Source organism: Lentzea sp. NPDC051838 (genome assembly GCF_040681245.1).
Taxonomy (GTDB): Bacteria; Actinomycetota; Actinomycetes; order Mycobacteriales; family Pseudonocardiaceae; genus Lentzea.
In genome coordinates this window covers 78,731-104,741 of the sequence record NZ_JBFAYI010000030.1, presented here as the reverse complement: position 1 = coordinate 104,741, position 26,011 = coordinate 78,731, and the positions used below count along the sequence as shown (strand labels likewise).

General features: G+C 69.6%; 28 protein-coding genes and 1 rRNA gene. 26 read left to right on the top strand and 3 right to left on the bottom strand.

Annotated features, from left to right (window positions below; genetic code table 11):
• The 13 genes from rrf to AB0M24_RS39060 all read left to right on the top strand — a co-directional run.
• Window positions 1-93: ribosomal RNA gene (gene rrf, locus AB0M24_RS39120) — 5S ribosomal RNA — on the top strand; the annotation flags it as partial.
• Window positions 94-180: 87 nt separating this feature from the next.
• Window positions 181-2,817, top strand: a complete 2,637-nt coding sequence (locus AB0M24_RS39115) for a hypothetical protein (RefSeq protein ID WP_363778595.1) — start codon at window positions 181-183, stop codon at window positions 2,815-2,817.
• Window positions 2,814-3,608 (top strand): HAD-IIA family hydrolase, encoded by a 795-nt coding sequence (locus AB0M24_RS39110; RefSeq protein ID WP_363778593.1) that lies wholly within the window; start codon window positions 2,814-2,816, stop codon window positions 3,606-3,608. Before AB0M24_RS39115 ends, AB0M24_RS39110 begins: the two co-directional genes overlap by 4 nt.
• The gene (locus tag AB0M24_RS39105) at window positions 3,568-3,780 is read left to right on the top strand and encodes a hypothetical protein (RefSeq protein ID WP_045317932.1); all 213 of its coding nucleotides are present in this window, start codon (window positions 3,568-3,570) and stop codon (window positions 3,778-3,780) included. Before AB0M24_RS39110 ends, AB0M24_RS39105 begins: the two co-directional genes overlap by 41 nt.
• A 6-nt stretch (window positions 3,781-3,786) precedes the next feature.
• Complete coding sequence (locus AB0M24_RS39100; protein ID WP_363778590.1) at window positions 3,787-4,584, top strand: TlyA family RNA methyltransferase; 798 nt, start codon at window positions 3,787-3,789, stop codon at window positions 4,582-4,584.
• Window positions 4,581-5,471 (top strand): NAD kinase, encoded by an 891-nt coding sequence (locus AB0M24_RS39095; protein WP_363778588.1) that lies wholly within the window; start codon window positions 4,581-4,583, stop codon window positions 5,469-5,471. Before AB0M24_RS39100 ends, AB0M24_RS39095 begins: the two co-directional genes overlap by 4 nt.
• A gap of 80 nt (window positions 5,472-5,551) precedes the next feature.
• Window positions 5,552-7,333: a DNA repair protein RecN gene (recN, locus tag AB0M24_RS39090; RefSeq protein WP_363778586.1), complete on the top strand. Its 1,782-nt coding sequence runs from the start codon at window positions 5,552-5,554 to the stop codon at window positions 7,331-7,333.
• A 162-nt stretch (window positions 7,334-7,495) separates the two neighbouring features.
• Entirely contained in the window at window positions 7,496-8,104 is a 609-nt protein-coding gene (locus AB0M24_RS39085; protein ID WP_363778584.1) for a hypothetical protein, read from the top strand.
• Entirely contained in the window at window positions 8,097-8,711 is a 615-nt protein-coding gene (locus AB0M24_RS39080) for a hypothetical protein (RefSeq protein WP_363778582.1), read from the top strand. Before AB0M24_RS39085 ends, AB0M24_RS39080 begins: the two co-directional genes overlap by 8 nt.
• Complete coding sequence (locus tag AB0M24_RS39075) at window positions 8,708-9,139, top strand: hypothetical protein (RefSeq protein ID WP_363778580.1); 432 nt, start codon at window positions 8,708-8,710, stop codon at window positions 9,137-9,139. The genes AB0M24_RS39080 and AB0M24_RS39075 overlap by 4 nt, the downstream gene beginning before the upstream one ends.
• Entirely contained in the window at window positions 9,136-9,573 is a 438-nt protein-coding gene (locus AB0M24_RS39070) for a hypothetical protein (RefSeq protein WP_363778578.1), read from the top strand. Before AB0M24_RS39075 ends, AB0M24_RS39070 begins: the two co-directional genes overlap by 4 nt.
• A 63-nt stretch (window positions 9,574-9,636) precedes the next feature.
• Complete coding sequence (gene steA, locus AB0M24_RS39065) at window positions 9,637-10,821, top strand: putative cytokinetic ring protein SteA (protein WP_363778576.1); 1,185 nt, start codon at window positions 9,637-9,639, stop codon at window positions 10,819-10,821.
• A complete protein-coding gene (locus AB0M24_RS39060; RefSeq protein WP_363778574.1) occupies window positions 10,818-11,756 on the top strand; it encodes a copper transporter in 939 nt (312 codons plus the stop codon). Before steA ends, AB0M24_RS39060 begins: the two co-directional genes overlap by 4 nt.
• A 29-nt stretch (window positions 11,757-11,785) precedes the next feature.
• Here AB0M24_RS39060 and AB0M24_RS39055 read toward each other — a convergent pair whose 3' ends face one another.
• Entirely contained in the window at window positions 11,786-12,469 is a 684-nt protein-coding gene (locus AB0M24_RS39055) for a hypothetical protein (RefSeq protein ID WP_363778572.1), read from the bottom strand.
• 175 nt (window positions 12,470-12,644) lie between these two features.
• On the opposite strand from AB0M24_RS39055, the gene AB0M24_RS39050 reads away from it, so the two are divergent.
• From AB0M24_RS39050 to AB0M24_RS39035, 4 genes are read left to right on the top strand one after another with little or no spacing between them, the layout of a single operon-like run.
• Window positions 12,645-14,330 carry a CTP synthase gene (locus tag AB0M24_RS39050; protein ID WP_363778570.1) on the top strand — a complete coding sequence of 562 codons (1,686 nt, stop codon included), beginning with the start codon at window positions 12,645-12,647 and terminating at the stop codon, window positions 14,328-14,330.
• Complete coding sequence (locus AB0M24_RS39045) at window positions 14,327-14,941, top strand: NUDIX hydrolase (RefSeq protein WP_363778568.1); 615 nt, start codon at window positions 14,327-14,329, stop codon at window positions 14,939-14,941. Before AB0M24_RS39050 ends, AB0M24_RS39045 begins: the two co-directional genes overlap by 4 nt.
• Window positions 14,942-14,950: 9 nt before the next feature.
• Window positions 14,951-15,346: a DUF2752 domain-containing protein gene (locus tag AB0M24_RS39040; protein ID WP_363778566.1), complete on the top strand. Its 396-nt coding sequence runs from the start codon at window positions 14,951-14,953 to the stop codon at window positions 15,344-15,346.
• Window positions 15,347-15,355: 9 nt separating this feature from the next.
• Window positions 15,356-15,778, top strand: coding sequence for an SRPBCC family protein (locus tag AB0M24_RS39035; RefSeq protein ID WP_363778564.1), 423 nt, complete (start codon window positions 15,356-15,358; stop codon window positions 15,776-15,778).
• Between the two features lie 161 nt (window positions 15,779-15,939).
• Here the strand turns inward: AB0M24_RS39035 and AB0M24_RS39030 are convergent, their stop codons facing one another.
• Window positions 15,940-16,563, bottom strand: coding sequence for an NINE protein (locus tag AB0M24_RS39030; protein ID WP_363778562.1), 624 nt, complete (start codon window positions 16,561-16,563; stop codon window positions 15,940-15,942).
• 53 nt (window positions 16,564-16,616) lie between these two features.
• Between AB0M24_RS39030 and ald the strand changes: the two genes are divergently transcribed.
• The 9 genes from ald (at window position 16,617) to AB0M24_RS38985 (ending at window position 25,596) form a co-directional block, all read left to right on the top strand.
• Window positions 16,617-17,687 (top strand): alanine dehydrogenase, encoded by a 1,071-nt coding sequence (gene ald / locus AB0M24_RS39025; RefSeq protein WP_363778560.1) that lies wholly within the window; start codon window positions 16,617-16,619, stop codon window positions 17,685-17,687.
• Window positions 17,687-18,571 (top strand): site-specific tyrosine recombinase XerD, encoded by an 885-nt coding sequence (gene xerD / locus AB0M24_RS39020; RefSeq protein ID WP_363778603.1) that lies wholly within the window; start codon window positions 17,687-17,689, stop codon window positions 18,569-18,571. Before ald ends, xerD begins: the two co-directional genes overlap by 1 nt.
• A gap of 24 nt (window positions 18,572-18,595) precedes the next feature.
• Complete coding sequence (locus AB0M24_RS39015) at window positions 18,596-18,925, top strand: helix-turn-helix domain-containing protein (RefSeq protein WP_086668375.1); 330 nt, start codon at window positions 18,596-18,598, stop codon at window positions 18,923-18,925.
• Window positions 18,926-19,026: 101 nt separating this feature from the next.
• Window positions 19,027-19,950 carry an AAA family ATPase gene (locus tag AB0M24_RS39010; RefSeq protein WP_363778557.1) on the top strand — a complete coding sequence of 308 codons (924 nt, stop codon included), beginning with the start codon at window positions 19,027-19,029 and terminating at the stop codon, window positions 19,948-19,950.
• Window positions 19,947-20,267 (top strand): hypothetical protein, encoded by a 321-nt coding sequence (locus AB0M24_RS39005; RefSeq protein ID WP_363778555.1) that lies wholly within the window; start codon window positions 19,947-19,949, stop codon window positions 20,265-20,267. The genes AB0M24_RS39010 and AB0M24_RS39005 overlap by 4 nt, the downstream gene beginning before the upstream one ends.
• The gene (locus AB0M24_RS39000) at window positions 20,264-21,085 is read left to right on the top strand and encodes a segregation/condensation protein A (protein WP_363778553.1); all 822 of its coding nucleotides are present in this window, start codon (window positions 20,264-20,266) and stop codon (window positions 21,083-21,085) included. Before AB0M24_RS39005 ends, AB0M24_RS39000 begins: the two co-directional genes overlap by 4 nt.
• Entirely contained in the window at window positions 21,085-21,960 is an 876-nt protein-coding gene (scpB, locus tag AB0M24_RS38995; RefSeq protein WP_363778551.1) for an SMC-Scp complex subunit ScpB, read from the top strand. The genes AB0M24_RS39000 and scpB overlap by 1 nt, the downstream gene beginning before the upstream one ends.
• On the top strand, window positions 21,953-22,687 hold the full coding sequence (locus AB0M24_RS38990) for a pseudouridine synthase (RefSeq protein WP_363778549.1): 735 nt from the start codon (window positions 21,953-21,955) through the stop codon (window positions 22,685-22,687). Before scpB ends, AB0M24_RS38990 begins: the two co-directional genes overlap by 8 nt.
• A 164-nt stretch (window positions 22,688-22,851) precedes the next feature.
• Window positions 22,852-25,596, top strand: a complete 2,745-nt coding sequence (locus tag AB0M24_RS38985) for a helix-turn-helix domain-containing protein (RefSeq protein ID WP_363778547.1) — start codon at window positions 22,852-22,854, stop codon at window positions 25,594-25,596.
• Here AB0M24_RS38985 and AB0M24_RS38980 read toward each other — a convergent pair.
• The gene (locus AB0M24_RS38980; RefSeq protein WP_363778545.1) at window positions 25,560-25,811 is read right to left on the bottom strand and encodes a hypothetical protein; all 252 of its coding nucleotides are present in this window, start codon (window positions 25,809-25,811) and stop codon (window positions 25,560-25,562) included. The genes AB0M24_RS38985 and AB0M24_RS38980 overlap by 37 nt on opposite strands.
• Between the last annotated feature and the right edge of the window lie 200 nt (window positions 25,812-26,011).

The window sequence follows — 26,011 nt, the reverse complement described above, 5'->3', positions numbered from 1 at the left end:
ACACCCGGTCCCATTCCGAACCCGGTAGTTAAGCCCTTCTGCGCCGATGGTACTGCACTGGTTACGGTGTGGGAGAGTAGGTCGCCGCCGAACTTTACTTCCCTGAAGGGGCTTGTGATGCGGGGCACAACAACAGTGCTCGCTCACAGGCCCCTTTCAGCGTGTCCATAGGAGGATTTGGTGTCCAGGTTCGGGGATCGTCCCGGCGACCGTCAGCGTGGCCAGGGAGACCGACCGCGCCAGTCCGACGGCAACCGCTCGACAGGCGATCGAAAGTTCAGCAACAACAAGCGTGACGACCGCGCCGGCTCTGGCGGCGGTCGCGACTTCAAGCCGCGCGAAGACCGCGGCGGCTACCAGCGTGGTGAGGGCTCCGGCGACCGCAACCGCAGCGGAGACCGTCGAGACGACCGCGCCGGCAACCGCTCCGGCAGCGACCGCGGCGGCTACCGCAGCGACCGCTCGAGCTCGGGCGACCGCGGCGGCTACCGCAAGAGCGACTCCAGCGACCGCGGCGGCTACCGCTCCGGCGGCGACCGTCCCGGCTACCGCAAGGACGACTCGAACGACCGCGGCGGCTACCAGCGTCGCGAAGGCGGCTCCGGCGATCGTGGTGGGTACCGCGGCCAGGGGTCGAGCGACCGCGGCGGCTTCCGCAAGGACGACTCGGGTGACCGTGGCGGTTACCGCTCTGGCGGCGAGCGCGGCGGTTACCACAAGGACGACTCGGGCGACCGTGGTGGCTACCGGTCGGGTGGAGACCGCGGTGGGTTCCGTTCTGGCGGCGACCGTCCGGGCTTCCGCAAGGACGATTCCGGCGACCGTGGTGGCTACCGTTCCGGTGGCGACCGTGGTGGTTACCGCAAGGACGACTCGGGCGACCGCGGTGGCTTCCGCTCTGGCGGAGACCGCGGCGGGTTCCGCTCCGGTGGTGACCGTCCGGGCTTCCGCAAGGACGACTCGAACGACCGTGGCGGCTACCGCTCGGGCGGCGAGCGCGGCGGGTACCGCAAGGACGATTCCGGTGATCGCGGCGGGCGTTCCAGCGACCGTGGGGGCTACCGCTCCGGCGGCGACCGTCCGGGTTACCGCAAAGACGACTCGAACGACCGTGGTGGCTTCCGTTCCGGTGGCGAGCGTGGCGGTTACCGCAAGGACGACTCGAACGACCGCGGTGGCTACCGCTCGGGCGGCGAGCGTGGCGGTTACCGCAAGGACGACTCCGGTGACCGTGGCGGCTTCCGTTCCGGCGGCGAGCGCGGTGGTTACCGCAAGGACGATTCCGGTGATCGCGGTGGCTACCGCTCGGGTGGCGAGCGCGGCGGATACCGGAAGGACGATTCCGGTGACCGTGGTGGCTACCGCTCGGGTGGCGAGCGTGGCGGTTACCGCAAGAGCGACTCCGGCGACCGTGGTGGGTACCGCGGCCAGGGCTCGAGCGACCGCGGCGGCTTCCGCAAGGACGACTCGGGCGACCGTGGCGGTTACCGTTCCGGTGGCGAGCGCGGTGGTTACCGCAAGAGCGATTCCGGTGAGCGTGGCGGATACCGGGGCGAGGGCTCTGGCGACCGTGGTGGGTACCGCGGCCAGGGTTCGAGCGACCGCGGTGGTTACCGCAAGAGCGACTCGGGCGATCGCGGTGGGTACCGCGGCGAGCGGTCGGACGACCGTGGCGGCTACCGCAACGACGAGCGTTCCGCGCCGCAGCGTGACGACCGCCGGGACGAGCGCAGCCGTGAGCGTGCGGCGCGCTTCCAGGAGCGCATTGCCGAGCAGGAGACCGCCGGCACCGACGAGGCCGCCGAGGTGACCTCGGAGGCTGCCGAGCGTCCGGGTTACCGCCTGGGCGACGGTGCCGCGGCCACGCGTGCCGCCGCCGGTCGCGATGCCGAGTCGGCCACTGACTCCGATGAGCAGGGCGACGTCGACAGCGGCCCGGCTGCCGTCGACGCCGAGGACGACGACACCGACGCCGTCGAGGCCCGCGAGGACGCCGACGCCGACGCTGACGACGACCAGGACGGCGACGGCGACAGCGACGACGACGAGGACGACCGCGAAGTTCGCGGCGACCAGGACGAGCGGGAAGATCGCGACGAGGCGCCCGCGCCCCGCGGTGGCCGTCCCGAGCTGCCGGAAGAGGCCGACCTGTCGGCTCTCGACCCGGAGATCCGGGCCGAGCTGCGCAGCCTGCCCAAGGGTCTGGCGGAGATCGTCGGCCGGCACCTGGCCGCGGCTGGGCTGCTGATCGACGAGGAGCCCGAGCTCGCCCTGGAGCACGCCCGGTACGCGCGCAGCAAGGCGGCGCGGGTCGGCGTGGTGCGCGAGGCGGCTGGTCTGACCGCGTACTTCGCGGACGAGTGGGCCGAGGCTCTGAGCGAGCTGCGGGCCGCGCGCCGGATGATGGCCGGACCTGGCCACCTGGCGATCATGGCCGACTGCGAGCGGGCCCTGGGCCGGCCGGAGCGGGCCATCGACCTGGCCAAGGACCCGGCTGTGAAGGACCTGTCCCAGGAGGACGAGATCGAGCTGCGGATCGTCGCGGCCGGTGCTCGCCGGGACATGGGGCAGCTGGAGGCGGCGGTCGTCGCGCTGCAGGGGCCGGACCTCGATCCGGGGCAGCGGACTCCCTACTCCGCGCGGCTCTTCTACGCTTACGCAGACAACCTGGCCGCGGCCGGTCGCATCGAGGAAGCCGTCAAGTGGTTCCTCAACGCCGCCGAGGCCGACGACGAAGGGGAGACGGACGCCGCCGAGCGCGCGTTCGAGCTGACCCAGGACGACACCGCCTCCACGGAGGAGAACGGACAAGAGTGAGCGAGACGTTGGTCGACCGGTACGACGCGTTGCTGATCGATCTCGACGGCACCGTCTACCGCGGCAAAGAGGTCGTTCCCGGCGCCGCGGAACAGATCGCGAAGGCCAGAGCCAAGGGCCTCGGGATCCGGTACGTCACCAACAACGCTTCTCGCTCACCGCAGGCGGTCGCTGATCACCTCGTCGAGCTCGGGTTCGAGACGAGCATCGACGAGGTGAGCACCTCCGCCCAGGCGGGCGCGGCCATGCTGGCCGATCGTCTGCCGAAGCGCTCCACCGTGCTCGTGCTCGGCACCAAGGCTCTCGAAGCCGAGGTGTTCAAGCGCGGGCTCATCCCGACCGACACCGCCGAGGGCGCGGTAGCGGTTCTGCAGGGACTCTCCATGGACCTCGGCTGGCGCGAGCTGGCCGAGGCCGCCGTGGCGATCAGAAAAGGCGCGCTGTGGGTGGCGTGCAACGTCGACGCCACCCTGCCCACCGAACGCGGTCTGCTGCCCGGCAACGGCAGCATGGTCGCCGCGCTCAGGACGGCCACGAACCAGGAACCGCTCGTCGCCGGCAAGCCCGCCACGCCCCTGCTCCAGCAGGCGGCGAAGGAGCTCCAGGCAGACCGTCCGCTCGTCATCGGCGACAGGCTCGACACGGACATTCTGGGCGCGGTGAACGCCGGGATGGACTCGCTGCTTGTGCTCACGGGTGTGTCGACGGCTGAAGAGGCGCAAGCGCTTCCGGAAGACCAGCGGCCCACGTATGTCGGCGCGGACCTGTCGGTACTGCATCGGCTACCGTAAGACCGTGAGCTACCCCCTGCCCGGACCGCCGCCCAACCCGGCCGACGCCATCGACGGCGCGCTGGAGCGGCTCGACGGGCTCGAGAACGTTCCCCTCGCCGAGCACGTGGCGCGGTTCGACGCCGTGCACGCCACGCTCACCGACGCACTGTCGAGCATCGAACAGGTGTGATGCACAGTGCCTCGCAGGGTGCGGCTCGACGCCGAACTCGTGCGCAGGGGGCTCGCCAGGTCCCGTGAGCACGCCAGCCAACTCGTCGCGGACGGCCGCGTCACGGTGCGCGGCACCGTCGCGACGAAACCCGCGACCGCCGTGGAGACCTCCGACGCGGTCGTCGTCAAAGACCTCGGCAACGACCCGAACTGGGCGTCCAGGGGCGCGCACAAGCTGATCGGCGCGCTCGACGGCTTCAAGATCGACCCGACCGGCAGGCGTTGTCTCGACGCCGGCGCATCCACTGGCGGTTTCACCGACGTGCTGCTGCGCAAGGGCGCCAGGCAGGTCGTCGCGGCCGACGTCGGCAGAGGTCTGCTCGACTGGAAGCTGCAGACCGACGACCGGGTCGTGGTGAAGGACAAGACCAACGTCCGCACCCTCACCCCCGAGGACATCGGCGGAAAAGTTGAACTCTGCGTAGCGGACCTTTCGTTTATCTCGTTGAGGCTTGTGCTTCCCGCACTCGCCGCGTGCCTCGACGAGGAGGGCGACCTGCTGCCGATGGTCAAGCCGCAGTTCGAGGTCGGCAAGGAACGTCTCGGCTCCGGTGGCGTCGTCCGCGACCCCGAGCTGCGCGCCGGAGCCGTCCTCGAAGTGGTTGAGGCAGCAGCGGAATCAGGCCTGGCCGTGCACGGGGTCGTAGCGAGCCCGTTGCCAGGTCCGTCCGGCAACGTCGAATACTTCCTCTGGCTCCGCAAAGGCGATCCTGTGGACGCCGCGGAGATGGTGCGTACCGCTGTCGCAGAAGGGCCCCAATGAGGGAAATCCTGCTGGTCGTCCACACCGGCCACCAGAGCAACATCGATCTCGCCCGTCAGGTGGCCGGCCGTCTCGCGGTCGGGGGCGTCACGACGAGGGTGCTCGACGACGAGGCGCGTGACCTCGGCCCGTCGTGCTGCACCAAGGTCGTACCGGCCGACGACCACGCGGCCGAGGGCACCGAGCTCGTGCTGGTGCTGGGCGGTGACGGCACGCTGCTGCGCGGTGCCGAGCTCGCCCGCCCCGCGCGCGTTCCGGTGCTGGGCGTCAACCTCGGCCGGGTCGGGTTCCTCGCGGAGGCGGACTCGGACGCGTTGCACGAGGCGGTCGGCCACGTGCTGGAGCGCGACTACTTCGTGGAAGAGCGCATGACGCTCGACCTCATCGCGAAGGTGAACGGCGAAGTCGTCGTGAAGACGTGGGCGCTCAACGAGATCAGCGTCGAGAAGCTGATCCGCGAGCGCATCCTGGAGGTCGTCGTCGAGGTCGACGGCAGACCGGTGTCGGCGTTCGGCTGCGACGGCGTGCTGTGTGCGACGCCGACGGGCTCGACGGCGTACGCGTTCTCCGCGGGCGGGCCGGTCGTGTGGCCCGACGTGCAGGCGATCCTGGTGGTGCCGAGCAACGCGCACGCGCTGTTCGCCCGGCCGCTGGTCGTGTCGCCGAAGTCGCACGTGGCGTTCGAGATCGAGGCGACGGGTCATCCGGCGGCGCTGTCCGCGGACGGCCGCCGCACGTTCGAGCTGCCAGCCGGCGCGCGGATCGAGATCGTGGAAGGCGCGGTGCCGCTCAAGGTCGTGCGGTTGCGCCAGGCTCCGTTCACGGACCGGCTGGTCGAGAAGTTCGACCTGCCGGTGAAGGGATGGCGGGGACCATCGGCAGGCTGATCGCGCCGCTCGGTGCATCGGCACTCGCTCGTTACGGTGCCCGCGAAGAAATGTCGGACTCGACAAGTAAGGTTCGCCCTGTGCTGGCCGAGATGCGCATCAATGGCCTTGGCGTGATCGACGAGGCCACCCTTGAACTAGACCCCGGATTCACCGTCGTGACTGGTGAGACCGGCGCGGGCAAGACCATGGTCGTGACCGGGTTGCACCTGCTCGGCGGTGGCCGCGCGGAGGCGTCCCGCGTGCGCACCGGTGCGGACAAGGCGGTGGTCGAAGGCCGCTTCCAGGCACCGGCGGGCAGCCCTGCCGCGAAGGTGGCGGACGAGGTCGGCGGCGAGCCGGACGAGGACGGTTCGCTGATCGCGATCCGCACCGTCGGCTCCGACGGCCGCTCCCGCGCGCACGTCGGCGGTCGTTCCGTGCCGGTCGGCGTGCTGTCCGAACTGGCGGAGCAGCTGATCGCCGTCCACGGGCAGAACGACCAGCTGCGGCTGATGCGCCCGACGGAGCAGCGCGGTGTGCTGGACCGCTTCGCGGGCGACGACGTGGCCGAGCCGTTGCGCGCGTACCAGTCGGTTCGCGAGGAGTGGCTCAAGGTCACCACCGAGCTGAAGGAACGCACCGAACGCTCGCGCGAGCTGGCCCGCGAGGCCGACCTGCTGCGGCACGGCCTCACCGAGATCGACGCGGTCGACCCCAAGCCAGGCGAAGAGGCAGAGCTGCACGACGAGGCCCGTCGTCTCGCCGACGCGGACCAGCTCCGCGAAGCCGCTCAGGGCGCGCAGTTCGCGGTGTCGGGATCGCTCGAGGGCGACCCGGACAACCCCGGCGCGCTCGGCCTGATCTCCGAGGCCGCTCGCCGTCTGTCCGCGTCCGAGGACCCGAAGCTGCGCGAGATGGAACCGCGTCTGGTCGAGGCGGCGACGCTGCTGGCCGACGTCGGCGCCGAGATCTCCGGCTACCTCGACCACCTCGAAGCCGACCCCGGTCGCCTCGAGCAGGTGCTGCAGCGCCAGGCCGAGCTGAAGGCGCTGACCCGCAAGTACGCGGCGGACGTCGACGGCGTGATCGCGTGGGCCGCGGACGCCCGCGCGCGCCTCGACGGCCTCGACACCTCGGAAGAGGCGCTGGCCGGTCTCGCCGCTCGCCGCGACGAACTGGCCGTCGAGCTGGCCGGCTTGGCCGAGCAGGTCACAGCCGCGCGCACGGAAGCGGCCCTGGAACTGGGCAAGGCCGTCACCGAGGAGCTCGACGGCCTCGCGATGCCGCACGCGTCGGTCGAGCTGGCCGTGCGCCCCCGCCACGCCGAGTCGGGCGACCCGCAGGCGCTGAACGTGGGCCGCTCGATCCTGCACGCGGGCGCGTCGGGAGTCGACGACGTGGAGCTCCGCCTCATCTCGCACCCCGGCGCCCCGGCCCTGCCGGTGCACAAGGGCGCGTCCGGCGGCGAGCTCTCGCGCGTGATGCTGGCGCTGGAGGTCGTCCTCTCGCACTCCGACCCGGTGCCGACCCTGGTGTTCGACGAGGTCGACGCCGGTGTCGGTGGCCGCGCGGCGGTCGAGGTCGGGCGCAGGCTGGCTCGGCTGGCTCGCTCGCACCAGGTCATCGTCGTGACGCACCTGCCGCAGGTGGCGGCGTTCGCCGATCGGCACCTGGTGGTGGACAAGTCGGCGGACGGCACGTTCACGCGGTCGGCGGTGCGCCGGTTGGACGAGACGCAGCGGGTGGTCGAGCTCGCTCGCATGCTGGCCGGCATGGACTCGACGGACACGGGTCGCGCCCACGCCGAGGAACTGCTGGCGGCGGCGAAGGCGGACAAGTCGGCGGCTCCCGTGGTGAGGCGCCGCAAGAAGAAGGCCTGACAAGACCCACTCAGACCGGCGTGTGTCCGCGCAGATCGCGGACCGCGCCGGTCGTCGTGTCTCTGACGCGACCTTGCCCCGTCGGGCGGGCATGATGGGAGCTTGACCGAAGCTCCGGTCAGCGGACGCACACGGTGGTGCGGTGGAAGGTGGACCGGATCTGTGACCACGCGCCGGGTGTTCGGGGCGGTGCTGGTGTTCGTCGCGGCCGGGCTCGCGATCGCGGCGACCTTCCTCAACTCCTACGCCGTGCAGGTCGAGTTGCAGGGGCGGACGTTGCGGTACGAGGCGACGTCGTGGGTCACCGAGCGGGACGACTTCCGGGGCGCGCTGATGCTCGGGCCCATCGAGTTCGGCGAACCGGCGGTGGGGGCCGCGCTGGTGATGGTGCTGGCGACGGTGCTGGCGTTCCGGGTGCCGGCGGCTCGGGTGGGGTCGTTGCTGGGAGCCGGGTTGCTGACGGGCGCGGCGTGGTCGGCGGTCACGAGCGTGCAGGGGATCATCGGCAAGCTGAAGGAGCTCGAGGCGCCGGTGCCGTTGGACGTCGAGCAGGGCGACGGGGTGACGATGCTGATCGTCGCGGCCGGGGTGGGGGTGGTGTCGGCGGTGCTGCACCAGGAACTGCCGCGCAGGGTCAGCGAGCCGGCTGCCGACGGCGTGGTGATCCACCAGATCGAAGGCGACGAGAGCGAGACGCCGCCGTACGGGTTCCCGGTGATCGTGGAGCCGCTGGAACAGCCGAGCCAGAAGGAAGAGCCGAAGAGTGATTGACCGGGGGAAGATCGCTGTCCTGCTGCTGGTGCTGGGGGCCGGCCTGGCGTTCGTGGGGAGCTTCGAGGCGACCTACCGCACCAGCTACCGCTATGCCCGGATTGTGGTCGCGAACGAGCAGACGTACACCTCGACGCTGTGGATCGTCATGTCGGAGCCGAAGGACGGGCCCGATCGCGACGCCTACCAAGCCATGGGCTGGCCGCTGGTGATCGCCGCGGGGCTGATGGTGGTGGCCGCGGTGCTCGTGCTGCGCAGGCAGACCGCGTTCGTCGGCAGGCCCGCGGCGATGGCGGCGGCGGGTGCGCTGGGCGGGATCGTGCTCGCGTACTGGCTGCAGATCCGGCACGAGGCGGAGGTCATGAGCGCGTGGCCGGCAGAGGGCGGGCCGAAGGTGGAGTTCGATCTCCTCCACGGCCTGTACCTGATGGCAGCGGGTGCGATCATCGGGCTGGTCGGCGCGGCGCTCCTGCAGCGGAAGCAGGAACCGCCGCAGGAAGAAGAGTCCGAAGAAGAAGTGGTCGTGCATCAGCTCGACAGCGACGACGACACGCCACCGTTCGGGATCGCTGTGCTGGAGCAGGAAGAACAGCAGGAGACGCGGTGATCGGAAGACCGACGGCCGTGGCGTTGATCGCGGCAGGGGTGGTGCTGACGGCGACGGCACTGGTGTTGCCGTGGTACTCGACCACGTACGCGGGAAATGTCGAGGTCATCGTCAGGGCGTGGGGCACCGAGGTCGTGAACAAGCCCGGTGACTGGCCCGCCGGCGAGCTCTCGCCCTGGTACGGCGTGCCGATCGCGATCACCGCCGCGTTCCTGGTCGCGGGAATCTGGGTCAACCGCGCCGCGCTGGCAGGAGCCGCCGCGCAGCTGGGCGCCGTCGGCATCACCACCGTGCTCACGATCTCGGAACGCGGCCACGCCGTCGAGCAGCAAGGCGACTTCGCGATCGGCTACGGCCTGGTCTTCCTCGCAGCCGGAACGCTGGCAGCCCTGACCGGTGCCATCGCGGCACAGAAGGAGCCCAGGTGAAGCTCCTCACCGCGGCACTCCTCGTCGCGGCAGCCGCGGCAGCCGTCACGGCGACGTTCCTGCCGTTCTCGGAACTGCTGATCCGGCTCGCCCCGGACCAGCCGCAGACCGCCTACGTCACCACGGGCTGGAGCACGCACTTCGGCGCCACCCCGGATCAGCACGCCCCGCTGTTCGGCATCCCGATCGCCGCGGCCGCCGCGGCAACACTCGCGGGCATCCTGTGGCGAAAAGTCGCATTCGCCGGAGCCGCCGCACTCGCCGGCGTCACGGGAATGCTGTTCGTGTATTTGCTGAACGCCATCAGCTTTCACAAGACCGGCAACATCGCCATCGATCCGGCTCTGGAAGCGGGCTTCGGCAACGGGATCTGGGTCCTGATCGGAGCAACAATCCTCGCGTTTGGGGCCGTAGTAGTTCACCCCGACGACTGACCAGCGCGAATTACCCGGCGTGCCTCACCTGTCGCGTGCGCACCGTGAGTCACTATCTGACGCATGAAGCTTTCCGGGCTGCTGAGCCGCTCCAACCACGAACTTCCCGGTGTCACGGGCGTCGCGCGGGTTGATCGGCGCGCGAGCGACCTGGTGCGGCGAATCAGTCCCGGTGATGTCGCTGTTTTCGACCTCGTCGACCTCGACCGGCGCACCGCGGAGGCACTCGTCGCGGCCGAGGTGGTCGGTGTCGTCAACGCCTCGCCGTCCATTTCCGGGCGCTTTCCCAACCTGGGTCCGGAACTGCTGATCGAGGCGGGCATTCCGCTCATCGACAACGTCGGCGCGGTCGCCCTGCGCGAGATCAAGGAAGGCGTGAAGATCCGGCTGCACGACGGTGTCGTCTACGCCGGGGAACGCGAGCTCGCCAAGGGGATCGAGCAGAACGCCGAGAGCATCGCCGACGCCATGATCGAGGCGAAGGCCGGCATGTCGGCGCAGCTGGAAGCCTTCTCCGCCAACACCATCGAGTTCCTGCGCCGTGAACGGGCCCTCGTGCTCGACGGCGTCGGCGTGCCCGAGGTGTACGTGCCGATGCGCGACCGGCAGGTGCTCGTCGTCGCGGGTGGACCGTCGCACGCGGAACAGCTGCGCAAGCTCCGCAAGTACATCCGCGAGTACCGGCCGGTGCTGATCGGCGTCGACACCGGCGCGGACACGCTGCACGACGCCGGGTACAAGCCGGACATCATCGTCGGCGACCCGGACGGCATCGGCACCGCGTCACTGCGCGCGGCCGCCGAGGTCGTCGTGCCCGCGCAGACCGACGGCCACGCGCCGGGTCTGCAGCGGATCCAGGACCTCGGCATCGGCGCGGTGACGTTCCCCGCGTCGGGCAACGCGGAGGATCTCGCGTTGCTGCTGGCCGAGGCACATGGAGCGTCCCTGGTCGTCACGGTGGGGCTGCGCGCGACGTTGCGCGAGTTCCTCGACCGCGGGCACTCCGGTTCCAACCCCTCCACGTTCCTCACCCGGTTGAAGCTCGGCAGCAAGCTCGTCGACGGGGAGGCCGTCGCGACCTTGCATCGCAGCCGGGTGTCCATGGGCGTGATCGTCCTGCTGGTGGTCGCCGCGATCGTCGCCATGGTGGCGGCGCTGTCGGTGTCCGGCGTCGGTCACGTCTACGTCGACATCGTGGTCGACGCGTGGCAATTCGTCGTCAACTGGTTCAAGGGGTTCTTCTCGTGATCTCGCTGCGCTACCACATAGTGTCTATAACCGCGGTGTTCCTGGCGCTCGCGGTCGGTGTCGTGCTGGGGTCGACCGCGATCAGCGGGCGGCTGTTGTCCGGGTTGAGCGACGAGAAGAACTCGTTGGCACAGCAGGTGAACGACCTGCAGAACGACCGCAACGCGTTGAACGCCAAGCTGACCGAGGCGGACAAGTTCGCCGCGTCCGTCGGCCCGCTCGCGGTCAAGGACAGGCTCACCGACCGCACGGTCGTCATCGTCACGACGTCCGACGCTCGTCCGTCCGATCGGGACGCTCTGAGTGGACTGCTGAAGTCCGCCGGCGCCGCCGTGACGGGCGAGATCCAGCTGACCGACGCGTTCGCCGACCCGTCCCGCGCGGACCAGCTCCGCGACCTCGTGGCACGGCTGCAGCCCGCCGGTTCGCAGCTCCCCACGGCCGGTGACCCCGGCACGCGCGCGGGTGGCCTGTTCGGCAAACTGCTGCTGCTCAACCCCGCCAACAACGAACCGCAGGCCACCGCGGACGAGACGGCCAGCGCCCTCTCCGGGCTGTCCAACGCCGGCTTCGTGAAGGCGACCTCCGGCGTGAAGCCCGCTCAGCTCGCGATCGTCCTCACGGGCGGCGCGGCGATCGGCGACTCGGCGGCCGACAGGGCTTCGACGGTCGCGCGGTTCGCGACGCAGCTCGACCGCTCGGGTGCGGGTGTCGTGCTCGCCGGTGCGAACGGTTCCGCGAACGGCACCGGCGCGATCGGCGTCGTCCGCGCTGACACGAACGCAACTTCCATTCTGTCTACTGTAGACAATTCCGACACGCCGGCCGGCCAGGTCGTCGTCGTGATGGCGCTGCGCGAACAGCTGGAAGGCCGCAGTGGACGGTATGGGGTGGCCGGCAACGCCGAAGCGTCGTCACCGGGTACCGCAGGCTGAATCCCGGATACTGAATACAAAGACTGCATTCAGTATTCAGTCGTCCAGTCGCCTGGTAGCGCCTTCTGCAGCACCTCGAGTGCATGCGGTGTACGGGCGCGGGCCCACAGCCACTGACCGTCGTCCTCGCGCACGATCACGTCGTCGCGGACGAACCAGCGCGTGCCGGGAGAGTTCAGCGGCAGCTCGGTGAAGTGCTCCTCCAGCAGGGAGACGTCCGCCTCGGACGTCTCCCTGTCGGCTGTCTCGGCCCCGTCGCGGAACAACGCCTCGGACAGCACCATCTCGACGCACGCGAGCGAGAACCGCGGCAGCCACGCGTCCCAGCGCTCCTCGGACTTGTCGATCAGGTCGAGCTTGATCACCACAGCCGGGTCGTCGGCACCGAGCTCCACGCCCCACGCGGCGACCCACTGGTTCTCGTCGCGGAAGATCAGCACGTCCTGATCCAGGCGCAGTTCGGACGGCGTCAGCAGCCGGTCCTGGTTGCTCGTCAGGTCCGGGCGCTTGCCGAACAACGACAGCGCTTCCTTCAGCGCCTCCGGGAGCCGCACGCACAGCTGCTCCTCGGTAGCCGCGAGCTCGGCGCGGCTCCAGCCGTCGAGCGGCCCTATCGGCTCGGCCCACGCGGCCGCGAATCCCTCGATGAAACGCCATGCCGCGGAGCGTTCCCGCACGGCTCTGGCTGCTTCCCCTGCCACGTCGAAGGTCACGTGACAACGATTCCTGATCTCGGCCCGTGCCGGGGGAACTTCGGGGAAACCCCTCACTGCGCCGATCGGGTGATGTGATCTGCCGGGTCGTGGTGCGCTGAGTGACCGGCGGCGTGTTAGCGTTATGGCCCGTGGATAGGGGGATTTCGCCCCCACGATTTTCACGGGAGCCCCGTTGGTGCAGCAGGCACGTACGACCAAGCACGTCTTCGTCACGGGAGGCGTCGCCTCCTCCCTGGGCAAGGGGCTCACCGCCTCCAGCCTCGGCCAGTTGCTCACCTCGCGCGGCCTGCGGGTAACGATGCAGAAGCTCGACCCGTACCTGAACGTGGACCCCGGCACGATGAACCCGTTCCAGCACGGCGAGGTCTTCGTGACCGACGACGGCGCGGAGACGGACCTCGACATCGGCCACTACGAGCGGTTCCTCGCGCGGGATCTGAGCGGCGACGCGAACGTGACGACCGGCCAGGTGTACTCCGAGGTCATCGCCAAGGAGCGGCGTGGTGAGTACCTGGGCGACACGGTCCAGGTCATTCCCCACATCACCGACGAGATCAAGCGCCGCATCCGCGCGATGGCCGAGCCGGACGCCGACGGCGTCACCCCGGACGTGGTCATCACCGAGGTCGGCGGCACGGTCGGTGACATCGAGTCGCTGCCGTTCCTCGAGGCGTGCCGCCAGGTGCGTCACGACGTCGGCCGCGACAACGTCTTCTTCCTGCACGTCAGCCTGGTGCCGTACCTGGCGCCGAGCGGCGAGCTCAAGACCAAGCCGACGCAGCACTCCGTCGCGGCGCTGCGCAACATCGGCATCCAGCCCGACGCGATCGTGTGCCGCGCGGACCGGGAGATCCCGGACGCGTTGAAGCGCAAGATCGGCCTGATGTGCGACGTCGACACCGAGGCGGTCGTGGCCGCCGTCGACGCGCCGTCGATCTACGACATCCCCAAGGTGCTGCACGCCGAGGGCCTCGACGCGTACGTGGTGCGGCGCCTCGACCTGCCGTTCCGCGACGTCGACTGGACGGTGTGGGGCGACCTGCTGGAGCGCGTGCACAACCCGTCCGAGACGGTGAAGATCGCGCTCGTCGGCAAGTACGTCGACCTGCCGGACGCCTACCTCTCGGTCACCGAGGCGCTGCGGGCGGGCGGTTTCGCGCACCACGCCAAGGTCGAGGTCAAGTGGGTGCCGTCGGACGAGTGCCAGACGCCGGAAGGCGCGGCGCGGGCGTTGTCCGGCATGGACGCGGTGCTGATCCCCGGCGGGTTCGGCGTGCGCGGCATCGAGGGCAAGATCGGCGCGCTGAAGTACACCCGCACGCGCGGGGTGCCGACGCTGGGCCTGTGCCTCGGCCTGCAGTGCATGGTGATCGAGGCCGCGCGCAACCTCGCGGGCATCGAGGACGCGAACTCCAGCGAGTTCGAAGAGGGCGGTTCGCCGGTCATCTCCACGATGGCCGACCAGCAGGACGTCGTCTCCGGTCAGCGCGACATGGGCGGCACGATGCGGCTCGGCGCGTACATCGCGAAGCTCACGCCGGGTTCGGTCGTGGCCAACGCGTACGGCGCGACCGAGGTCTCCGAGCGGCACCGTCACCGCTACGAGGTCAACAACGCCTACCGCGGCAAGCTCGCCGACGCCGGTCTGGTGTTCTCCGGTGTGTCGCCGGACGGCCGCCTGGTCGAGTTCGTCGAGCTGCCCGCCGACGTGCACCCGTTCTACGCGGCCACGCAGGCGCACCCGGAGCTCAAGTCGCGTCCCACGAAGCCGCACCCGTTGTTCGCGGCGTTCGTGAAGGCCGCGATCGACTACCGCGTCGCGGACCGTCTGCCGCTGACCGCAGGCGCGTCGAAGTGAGGCACGACTTCCGGACGGTTTCCAGCGAGGACGTGCACGTCGGCAAGATCCTGGCGTTGCGCGTCGACGACGTGGAGATGCCCGGCGGCGGAACGGCGAAGCGCGAGATCGTCGAGCACACCGGCGCGGTCGCGGTCGTGGCCGTGAACGCCGCCGGTGAGGTCACGCTGGTCCATCAGTACCGGCACGCGCTCGGCCGGCACCTGTGGGAGCTGCCCGCGGGTCTGCTCGACCACGACGGCGAACCGCCGGTCGTGGGCGCGCGCCGCGAGCTGGCCGAGGAGGTCGGGCTCGACGCCTCGGAGTGGCACGTGCTGGTCGACGTCGCCGCGTCGCCGGGGTTCACCGACGAGGTCGTGCGCGTGTTCCTGGCGCGCGAACTGTCCGAGGTGGACCGCGAGGTGCAGGGCGAGGAGGAGGCGGATCTGGAGATCCACCGCTTCCCGCTCGACGAGGCGGTTCGCATGGTGCTGGCGGGCGACATCGTGAACGCGTCGTCGGTCGCCGGCCTGCTCGCGGCCCGCGAGGTGCTGGACGGTCGTGCGGAGGCTCGTCCGGCGGATGCGCCTTTCCGCGACAAGCCGACCCGGTTCGTCGCGCGCAAGAAGTAGGTTGGAGCGATGAAGACGCTGAGTGGTGCGGTCACGCGGTTGCGCGCGCCGCTCAGCGTTCTCGCCCTTGGTGGTGCGGGCGCGGTGTTGCTGCTGTTCGTCGACCCGAACAAGCCCGGCAACCTGCTGCCGAAGTGCCCGTTCAACTGGCTGACGGGGCTGAACTGCCCGGCGTGCGGGGTCACGCGCATGGTGCACGCGTTGCTGCACGGTGATGTCGTCGGCGCGTTCCACTTCAACGCGGTCATGTTGGCGCTTGGGGTGCCGTTGGCCGTGTGGCTGTTCTCGCGGTGGACGCGGGACAAGTGGACCGGTCAGAAGCGATCGGTGCCGAAACAGGTCGGGGTCACCGTCATCGTGATCGCCGCAATCTGGGGCGTGGCCAGGAACCTCGCCGGGATCTAGGCTTTCCGCATGCCTGGCCTGCAGCACACAGTGGTGATCGCGGCCCCTCCCGAGCGCGTCTGGGACGTGCTCGTCGACATCGAGCAGTGGCCGGAGCGGATTCCGACGGTCGACTCGGTGGAGCGGCTCGACGACGGACCGCTGGCCCTCGGTTCACGCACCAAGCTGGTGCAGCCCAAGCTGCCTCCCGGCGTCTGGACGGTCACCGAGATGACCGATGGCGCGTCGTACACGTGGGAGTCGAAGTCGTCCGGTGTCACCGTCGTCGCCTCGCACGACGTGGAACCGCACCCCGACGGCTGCCGGCTCACCCTCGCGGTCGCCGTGTCCGGTGCGCTGGCCCCGATCGGCTGGCTGATGTCGAAGTCGCTGACCAAGCGGTACGTGGAGACGGAGGCCGCCTCGATCAAGGCGGCCTCCGAGCAGAACTAGGGCCTGTATCGAAGTCCGTGTTCGCGATAGCCGGGCCTGAGGCGGCCCCTGGCGGCACGGCCGAACGACCCAAATACAACACCGGTATGCGGCCCGTTCGGCCGCACCACCAGGAACCACCTCAGGCGCGACTCTCATCGAACGGGACTTCGATACAGGCCCTAGTCCCTGAGCTTGCGGCCCTGCGCGTCCGTGCCGCCGTTGACCAGGATCATGATCCCGTCGATCAACGCCCAGATGCCGCACCCACCGCAGGTCAGCAGCTGCGCGACGCCGATCCCGGTGTCGCCCATGTAGAACCGGCCGACGCCGAAGTGGCCGAGGAACAGCTGCAGCACACCCGCGGCGACCTTCGACTTGTCCGAGTACGGAATGCCGGTGATCGGGTCGTAGCCGTACGGGGCGGCAGGGCTCGGGTAGCCCGCGCCCGGCGGCATCATGCCGGGAGGCGGAGGCGGCGGCGCGTACTGCGGTTGCGGTCCGGTGGGCGGCGGGTAGTAGGCCTGGGTGGGCTGCGGCGGCGCGAAGCCCGGCTGGGGCGGGGGCACGGCGGGGAACGGCGGCATCGAGGGCGGCGCGAGGAACGGCGGGTGCGGCTGGGGCAGGTCGCGGAACAGCTCTGCCAGCTCGAAGTAGGACTGCGCGGAGGACGCGCGGTTCACCCGTTCCTGGTACTCGGTGATGTCGAGCCGCGCCAGCGCGAAGTGGTCGTTGAGCGCGGTGATCGCCTCTTCGCGCTGCTGGTTGCCGATGCGCTGCTGCTCTGGCCCGAATGCGTCTGACACGGCTGAGCACGTTATCCGATGCAGCAGATCGATATCGGGAATACGCTGCGACGATGCTGGTCGGTGTCCCAAAGGAGATCAAGAACCACGAGTACCGGGTCGCCATCACCCCCGCCGGTGTGGTCGAGCTGGTGCGTCGCGGGCACGAGGTCGTCATCGAGCACGACGCCGGTGCGGGCTCGTCTTTTCCGGACCACGAGTACACAGCGGCCGGCGCGCGGATCGTTGCCACGGCCGACGAGGTGTGGGCGTCCGCGGACCTGGTGCTGAAGGTCAAGGAGCCGATCGAGCCCGAGTACCACCGGATGCGGCGTGATCAGGTGCTCTTCACGTACCTGCACCTCGCGGCGAGCCCGGAGTGCACCAAGGCCATCGCCTCCTCCGGCATCACGGCGATCGCCTACGAAACCGTGCAGCTGCCGGACGGGTCGCTGCCGTTGCTGGCGCCGATGAGCGAGATCGCCGGGCGGATGGCGGCGCAGGTGGGCGCGCACTGCTTGGAGCGAGCCCAAGGCGGGCGGGGTGTGCTGCTCGGCGGCGCTCCCGGAGTCGCTGCGGGCAAGGTCGCGGTGATCGGCGCGGGAGTGGCCGGGATGAACGCCGCGACGATGGCGGTCGGCATGCAGGCCGAGGTCGTCGTGCTGGACAACAACGTCAACCGGTTGCGGCAGATCGACTTCACCTACCGCGGCCACCTGCAGACGATCGCGTCGAACGTCTACGAGGTCGAGAAGGCCTGCCAGTGGGCGGATCTGGTGGTCGGCGCGGTGCTGGTGCCGGGGGCGAAGGCGCCGAAGCTCGTCAGCAACGAGCTGGTGTCGCGGATGCGTCCCGGCAGCGTGCTGGTGGACATCGCGGTCGACCAGGGCGGGTGTTTCGAGGACACGCGGCCGACCACGCACGACTCGCCTACCTACCGCGTGCACGACTCCGTGTTCTACTGCGTCGCGAACATGCCCGGCGCGGTGCCGAACACGTCGACGTACGCGCTGACGAACGTGACGCTGCAGTACGTGCTCGCGTTGGCGGACAAGGGTTTTGAGCGTGCGGTGGCGGAGGACGCGGCGTTGGCCAAGGGGGTCAACGCTCGTGACGGCGAGATCGTGTTGGAAGGGCTGGCGTGATCGTTGAGCTGGTGGCGACCTATCTGGACCACCTCGCCGTCGAACGCGGCACGGCACGCAACACGCTCGACTCCTACACCCGCGATCTGCGCCGGTACACCGAACACCTGGAGGCTCTGGGGATCACGGATCTCGGTGCGGTGACCGAGATCCAGGTGAGCGAGTTCCTGGCTGCATTGCGGGAGAGCGGTCTTGCGGCGTCGTCGGCGGCACGGACGTTGGTCGCCGTGCGCGGCTTGCACCGCTTCGCGCACAAGGAAGGCGTTGTGCCGCATGACGCCGCACGCGCCGTACACCCGCCTTCGCCGCCGAAGAGGTTGCCGAAAGCGTTACCTGTCAACGATGTCCTGACGCTGCTCGACACCGTGGGGAACCTGCGGGACAAGGCGTTGCTGGAGTTGCTGTACTCGACGGGTGCTCGAATTTCCGAGGTCGTCGGGTTGGACGTGGACGACATCGACGCTTCCGAACGGACAGTGCTGCTCGACGGAAAGGGTGGAAAACAGCGGCTCGTCCCGGTCGGTCGACCGGCACTGGCCGCCGTGGACGCGTACCTGGTTCGGGCACGCCCCGCGTTGGCGGCAAAGGGTCGTGGCACGCCCGCGCTGTTCTTGAACGCGCGCGGTGGACGGTTGTCGCGGCAGAGCGCGTGGACCGTTCTGAAGACCGCCGCGGAGGAGGCCGGAATCAGCGCCGCGGTGTCTCCGCACACGTTGCGGCATTCGTTCGCCACCCATCTGTTGGAAGGGGGTGCTGACGTTCGGGTGGTGCAAGAACTTCTCGGGCACGCATCGGTTACGACCACTCAGGTGTACACACTGGTAACCGTTACGACTTTGAGGGAGGTCTACGCAACTGCACACCCTCGGGCCACTGGAACATGAGGCTTCCACGGGTACGGTGGACAGGTGCCGAACTTGGACGAGCCGTCCCCACAGGCCATTGATCTAGCCGCGGTGCTGCACGCGCTGAGCGACCCGACGCGTCTCGCGGTCGTGCGCCAGATCCAGTTGAGCGGTGAGAGGCTGTGCGGGGCCTTCGAGGTCGACGTCGCGAAGTCGACCCTCTCCCAGCACCTGCGCGTGTTGCGCGAAGCCGGCATCACACGAACACGCTGCCGCGGCAACCAGCGGTGGGTGTCGCTGCGTCGCGACGACCTGGATCTTCTCTTCCCGGGCCTCCTCGACGTGGTGCTTTCCGCCGCCGACAGGCGCACACGAGCGGATGTTCCTGCCTAACAAAGTCTTGACAAACACCGGCGAGGCGCGTTGCCGCTCGCACGGGTGCGGCCTAGGCTGCGCCCGGAGAGACGACTACGACGAGTGAGGGAACGCCAGCCATGTCGACACCGGAGCACGTTTTCGCGCCCCGTGCCGATCTGAACCTGGCTCCGCACGCCGCGCCGGTGGACGACGTCGCTCAGGAGCAGGTCGACGGCATCGGCCCGACCGGCCGCCCGCGCCGCCACATCCCGGATCCGCCGCCGTTGCTGCACCACGGCCCGGCGAAGATCCTCGCTGTGTGCAACCAGAAGGGCGGCGTCGGCAAGACGACGTCGACCATCAACCTGGGCGCGGCACTGGCCGAGTACGGCAGACGGGTGCTGCTCGTCGACTTCGACCCGCAGGGCGCGCTGTCCGTGGGCCTCGGCGTGCACCCGCACCAGCTCGAGACGACGATCTACAACGTCATCATGGAAGGCGACACCGCCGTCCGCGACGTCATCCGCAAGACCATGGTCGACGACATGGACCTGCTGCCGAGCAACATCGACCTCTCGGCGGCGGAGATCCAGCTCGTGTCCGAGGTGGGCCGCGAACACACACTCGTGCGCACCCTTCGTCCCGTCATCGACCACTACGACTACGTGCTGGTCGACTGCCAGCCCTCGCTCGGCCTGCTCACGGTGAACGCCCTCGCGGCCGCGGACGGAGTGCTGATCCCGCTCGAGTGCGAGTTCTTCTCGCTGCGCGGGGTGGCGCTGCTCATCGACACCATCGAGAAGGTCAAGGAACGGTTGAACCCCAAGCTCAACATCACCGGCATCCTCGCCACGATGTACGACCCGCGCACGCTGCACTCGCGCGAGGTCATGGCCCGCGTCGTGGAGGCGTTCGGCGACATCGTGTTCGACTCGGTCATCAACCGCACGGTCCGCTTCCCGGAGACGACCGTCGCCGGTGAGCCGATCACGCGGTGGGCACCGCGTTCCTCCGGTGCCAACGCGTACCGCGCGCTGGCTCGAGAGGTGATCGCCCGGTGAACCGTCGCCCTTCACTGCCGGGGGCGGCGGAGCTCTTCCGGCTGACCGCTGCTCCTGCTCCCGAGGTCTCGGACTCGGTCGAGCCTCCGCAGCAACGACGGGGCTCCGGTCGCACGAAGCACACCACGAAGATCACGGTGTACGTGTCGGACGAGGAGCTCATGGCTCTGGAGCAGGCGCGGCTGTTGTTGCGCGGTTCTCACGGCCTGGGTGTCGACCGCGGGCGTGTGGTGCGCGAGGCGATCGCGATCGTGTTGGACGACCTCGAGACGCACGGTGACGCGTCGTTGCTGGTACGCAGGTTGCGCGAGCAGTGACAGAGGAAGCCCCTGTTGTTGCTGACGACGGCAAGTTCAAGGTTCGGCTCACGAACTTCGAGGGTCCGTTCGACCTGCTGCTGCAGCTGATCTCGCAGCACACCCTGGACGTCACCGAGGTGGCGCTGCACCAGGTCACCGACGACTTCATCGCGCACATCCGCGGCATGGGCTCGGACTGGGACCTCGACGAGACCACCGAGTTCCTGGTGATCGCGGCGACGTTGCTGGACCTGAAGGCCGCGCGGCTGCTGCCTCAGGGCGACGTCGAGGACGAGGACGACCTGGCGCTCTTGGAGGCGCGGGACCTGCTGTTCGCGCGGTTGCTGCAGTACCGGGCGTACAAGCAGGTGGCGGCCTTGTTCGCCGAGCTGGAGCAGGGTGCTTATCGGCGGTATCCGCGGTCGGTGTCTCTTGAGCCTCGGTTCGAGGGGCTGCTGCCCGAGGTGATGCTCGGGGTGACGCCGGACAAGTTCGCTTTGATCGCGGCGGCCGCTTTCCGGCCGAAGCAGAAGCGGACCCTGTCGGTCGCGCACATCCACCAGCACCGGGTGTCGATTCGCGAGACGGCGGACGTCCTGCGCGCGTTGCTGATCGAGAAGGGCACGACGACGTTCTCGGAGATCGTCGCGGAGTGCACCGAGACGATGGAGATCGTGGCGCGGTTCCTGGCGCTGCTGGAGCTGTACCGGGAGAAGTCGCTGGCCTTCGAGCAGGAGGACCCGCTCGGGCCGCTGCAGGTGACGTGGGTCGGTGGGACGTTGGAGGAAGCGCAGGCGCAGGTGCACGCCGGCGACGAGGACGAGGACTACGGCTGATGAGCGAGCCACTGGTGGGGCCGGACGCGGCAGAGGTCGAGAACGCGGGACCGGCCTACGACGGTGACGGTGATGGGGGCAACGACACGGCTGTCGAGCCGGCAGCCGACGCTGAGCCCGAACCCGAGCCTGCCGCCGAGCCCGAGGCCGAGCCCGAAGCCGCCGAGCCCGAGCCCGAGGCCGAGCCCGAAGCCGCCGAGCCCGAGCCAGCTGCTGAGCCCGGGCCTGAGGTCGAGGTCGACCCTGACGACGCTGCCGACGCCGCCACCCTCGAAGCCCAGCTCCTCGCCGCCGCCCCCGAAGAAGCGATCGAGGACAGCGGCCTCCCCGACCTCACCGACGACGCGACGTTCGAGGCGGCGCTCGAGTCCGTGCTCCTCGTCGTGGACAGCCCGATCGCCGAAGACCAGCTCGGCAGTGCCCTTGAGCAGCCGGTTAAGCGAATCAAGGAGGCACTCCGTAGACTGGCTGCTCGGTACACCGAGTCCGGCAGTGGCATCGACCTGCGCAGGGCGGGGGACGGCTGGCGGTTCTACACGCGAGATCGGTTCGCCCCGTTCGTGGAGAAGCTGCTGCTCGACGGCCAGCGCGCGAAACTCACCCGCGCGGCCCTGGAGACGCTCGCGGTGATCGCCTACCGGCAGCCTGTCACGCGGGCGCGGATCGCGGCGGTTCGTGGTGTCAACGTGGACGGTGTGATCCGGACCCTGGTCGCGCGGGGGCTCATCGAGGAGACGGGCACGGACAGCGACACGGGTGGGATCCTGTACCGCACGACCGAACTGTTCCTGGAGCGGTTGGGGCTCTCGTCACTGCGAGACCTGCCTCCAATCGCGCCGCTGCTGCCCGAAGTGGATGCGATCGACGATGTCTGAGAACGAGGGCGTGCGCCTGCAGAAGGTGCTCGCGCAGGCGGGGATCGCCTCGCGCCGTGCTTCGGAGGAGCTGATCGACCAGGGGCGGGTGCAGGTCGACGGCAAGGTCGTGCGCGAGCAGGGGCGGCGGATCGACCCCGAGACGGCGATCGTGCACGTCGACGGCGTGCGGGTGCAGATCCGCGAGGACGTCGTCACGATCGCGCTGAACAAGCCGTACGGGATGCTCTCCACGATGGAGGACGACCTGGGCCGTCCGTGTGTGGGTGACCTGGTGCGCAACCGCAAGGAGCGGTTGTTCCACGTCGGCCGCCTCGACGCCGAGACCGAGGGTCTGCTGCTGCTCACCAACGACGGCGAGCTCGCGCACCGGTTGATGCACCCCAGCTACAACGTCATGAAGACCTACCTCGCCGAGGTCCCCGGCCCGGTCGAGAAGGGGCTGAACAAGAAGCTCAAGGCCGGCATCGAGCTGGAGGACGGCCCGATCAAGGTCGACTCCTTCAAGCTGATCAGCGCTGTCCCCGGCAAGGCCCTGGTCGAGATCGTGCTGCACGAGGGCCGCAAGCACATCGTGCGCCGCCTCATGGAGCACGTCGGCTACCCGGTGCAGTCGCTGGTGCGCGTCGCGGTCGGCGACGTCTCCCTCGGCAACCAGCGTCCCGGCTCGATGCGGGTCCTGAACCGCCAGGAAGTCGGCGGGCTTTACAAGCTCGTCGGTCTCTGAGTTAGGTAAGAGCGCCCCTCCGACCCCCGAGTCCGGAGGGGCGCAACCGGCGATCCCCCGATCACCACCTGCAACGAAAACGCTACGGCGAACCACGTTGTAAGGGGTCGATCATGCGCTTTGAACAACACGGTGTAGACAATCGGTCACAGGGGGAGACCGACATGCCACGCACCGAACGCCCGTTGGACAGCGAAGACACCGAACTGGGCCGTTTCGCCGCCGATCTGCGCAAGCTGCGCGACAAGGCCGGCAAACCGTCCTATCGGGAGCTCGCTTCACGCGCGCATTACTCCGCGGCCACGCTCTCGGACGCCGCCAGTGGCAAGAAACTCCCGTCGCTCGCCGTCACCCTCGCCTACGTCAAAGCCTGCGACGGTGACGTGCGGGAGTGGGAACAGCGCTGGCGCGACATCGCCGCCCCGCCCGAGCCGCGTGGCGAGGCGCCGTACGTCGGGCTCAAGGCGTTCGAGAAGGAAGACGCCGATCGGTTCTTCGGTCGCGAGAAGCTCACCGCGAAGCTCGTCGACCTGGTCACCACGCGCCCCTTCACCGGTGTCTTCGGCGCGTCCGGCTCGGGCAAGTCGTCACTGCTGCGCGCGGGCCTGCTCCCCAAGCTCGGCAACACCCTGATCTTCACGCCGGGTGTGCAGCCCCAGGACGAGTGCGCGGTCCGGCTCGCCCAGGCGACCGGCGACTCCGCGGTCGTCCTGCACTCCGAGCTCACCGACCCGGCGGCGCTGGGCCTGATCGCCCGTCAGCACGACCTCACGCTGGTCGTCGACCAGTTCGAGGAGATCTTCACCCTGGCGGGTCCCGAGCAACGCGACTGGTTCGTCCAGGCCCTGGCGAACGCCCCGCGCGTGGTCATCGGCGTCCGCGCCGACTTCTACGGCCACATCGGCCGCCACCCCGAACTCGTCGAGGCGCTCGAAGGCGGTCAGCTCCTGGTCGGCCCGATGACGACGGACGAGCTCCGCCGCGCCATCATCGAACCCGCCCAGCACGTCGGCGCCACGGTCGAGTCCGCCCTGGTCACCCGCCTCGTCGCGGACGTGGCGGGTCAGGCGGCGGCGCTCCCGCTCGTCCAGCACGCCCTGGTCGAGACCTGGCAACGGCGCCGCGGCATGACGCTGTCACTCGTCGGCTACGAGGAGGCGGGCGGCGTCGACCACGCCATCGCCCGCACCGCCGAGGCCGTCTACGAGAAGCTGACCCACCGGCAGCAGCTCACCGCCCGCCGAACCTTCCTGCGCCTCATCGCGCTGGGCGAGGGCACCGAGGACACCAAGCGCCGCGCGTCCCGTGAGGATCTCGACGCGGAAGTCCTCGAACACCTCGCCAACGCCCGGCTCGTCACCCTGACCGAGCACCACGCCGAACTCACGCACGAGGCGTTGATCAGGTCCTGGCCACGGCTGCGCGACTGGATCGCCGAGGACCGCGACGCCCTGCGCGTCCACCACCAGCTCACCGTGGCGGCCGCGGAGTGGAAGGGCGACCGCGACCTGCTCTACAAGGGCGCGCGCCTCGCCCAGGCCGAGGAGCTGAGCCAGCACACCCTCTCCGACCCCGAACGCGCCTTCCTCACCGCGAGCCAAGCCGACGGACGGCGCCGCGCCCGACGGGTCCGAGTGGTGGTCAGCATCCTGTCGGTGCTGGTCCTGCTGCTGGCGGGCACCGTCGTGTTCGCCGCGGTCAAGGCGGACGAGGCGACTCAGCAGCGCAACGACGCGTTGGCCGGCCGTGCCGCGACGGAGGTCATGCGGCTCGTTCCGACCGACCCGTTGAAGGCCGCGCGCCTGGCTCTCGCGGCGTACGCGGTGACGCCGGGGCCGGCGACGCGCGACGCGGTCCTGAACGCCGATGCCGCCCGGATGACGAGGGCGGTGTCGTTCGGGGCCCAGACGCTCGGCCGGAACCTGTCGATGGCCACGAACAGCGAGTTCCTCATCGGGACGGACGGGATCAGGCCGGCCACGATCCTGGCCGGGTGGAACGACCAGGGCGCGAGGCCCCCGGCGATGGGGGACAAGGTCAGCCAGGCCGTGCTCACCAACGACGACCGGCGGGTCATCACCGTCGAGGAGTCGGGTGGGGCGCGCATCTGGGACGTCAGCGACCCCCGCTCGCCGAAGCAGCTCGGCGCGTTCTCGTTGCACGGCACGGGACACGCCCTGAGCGTGAACCGCGACGGAACCGTCGCGGCCGAAGTCGTCCTGCGCGACGGCGATCCCCAAGGCCGCGGTCAGGCGTTCATCTGGGATCTCCGGGATCCGGCACGACCGCTGGAGACTCCCTGGCCGTACATGAGCGTGTTCTCCGCTGCCGTGGCCCCGTCCGGTGACGACGTCGCGTTGCTGATCCGCGACGAGAAGGAGCGGGTGGTGCACGTGGAGGTCCTGGATCTCCGCAACGGCGGCAAGCACATCCGGACCTGGTGGAAGGTCCCCGACGAGACCAGGGTCGTCGCGATCAGCAACAACGGCAGGCTGTTGGCGGGCTGGACGGGCTCCGGCCTCACCATCTGGGACATCAGCACGAACGAGCCGACGGTGTGGGGGACGGTGCCGCGAGCGGAAGCGGACACCCGCGCTTTCGAGTTCAGCGCGGACGACGAGCGGCTCGCCGTGCAGAGCAGCGCCACGGTGGACGTCTGGGACATCAGCAAGAAGGGCGAGGCGACCACGGCCGGATCCTTCGGCGGTTTCCGCGGCAGCGCGCAGGGGCTGCGCTACCGGGACCGGGAGCAGGCGTTCAGCGTGATCGACGACCAGCCGGCAGGCTGGTCGTTGCAGACCGACCTGGCGAAGGTGAAGCGCGGACTGTGCCGCGAACGCACGATCGAGCTCACCGACGACGAGTGGCGGCGCTACTTCCCCGGCGTGAAGCGGGTACCGGTGTGCTGACCGCCGGACGGCAGGCCGAGGTCTCGCGCGTGCATCTGGGTGGGCCGAGGGTCGTCGCAGAGCCAGCCGCGATACCACCCGTCGCCGACCCACGCGTCGACGTAGAACACGGTGCCGGCCGGGACGCGCCGCGGCGGTTCGCCTGGCCAGTGCAGCAGGACGCCGCGCACCATCTCGCAGACCATCCTGGCGGGCACGACCGAGTCAGTGGTCATACCTCTCCAAGCTAGGCACACCTCGTTGTACGCGGTCGGTGTCCGCAGGTTGACAAAAACTGCGGACATGAGCAGCTGAGCCGTGGGTGGCAGGAGGCGACGCCACCCACGGCCACTCCGGCGCCGGTTCGGGGCGAAAGCACCGGGCCCATCCCCACCTGGGGACGTTAGGGCGAACGGGTTGTTCACGGTCAGTCGTT

Coding starts and splice junctions, on each gene's coding strand:
- AB0M24_RS39095 (WP_363778588.1), top strand. CDS start 4,581: ATGAGGGAAATCCTGCTGGTCGTCCACACCGGCCACCAGAGCAACATC.
- AB0M24_RS39040 (WP_363778566.1), top strand. CDS start 14,951: ATGAAGACGCTGAGTGGTGCGGTCACGCGGTTGCGCGCGCCGCTCAGC.
- steA (WP_363778576.1), top strand. CDS start 9,637: ATGAAGCTTTCCGGGCTGCTGAGCCGCTCCAACCACGAACTTCCCGGT.
- AB0M24_RS39010 (WP_363778557.1), top strand. CDS start 19,027: ATGTCGACACCGGAGCACGTTTTCGCGCCCCGTGCCGATCTGAACCTG.
- AB0M24_RS39105 (WP_045317932.1), top strand. CDS start 3,568: ATGTCGGCGCGGACCTGTCGGTACTGCATCGGCTACCGTAAGACCGTG.
- AB0M24_RS38980 (WP_363778545.1), bottom strand. CDS start 25,811: ATGACCACTGACTCGGTCGTGCCCGCCAGGATGGTCTGCGAGATGGTG.
- ald (WP_363778560.1), top strand. CDS start 16,617: ATGCTGGTCGGTGTCCCAAAGGAGATCAAGAACCACGAGTACCGGGTC.
- AB0M24_RS38990 (WP_363778549.1), top strand. CDS start 21,953: ATGTCTGAGAACGAGGGCGTGCGCCTGCAGAAGGTGCTCGCGCAGGCG.
- scpB (WP_363778551.1), top strand. CDS start 21,085: ATGAGCGAGCCACTGGTGGGGCCGGACGCGGCAGAGGTCGAGAACGCG.
- AB0M24_RS39035 (WP_363778564.1), top strand. CDS start 15,356: ATGCCTGGCCTGCAGCACACAGTGGTGATCGCGGCCCCTCCCGAGCGC.
- AB0M24_RS38985 (WP_363778547.1), top strand. CDS start 22,852: ATGCCACGCACCGAACGCCCGTTGGACAGCGAAGACACCGAACTGGGC.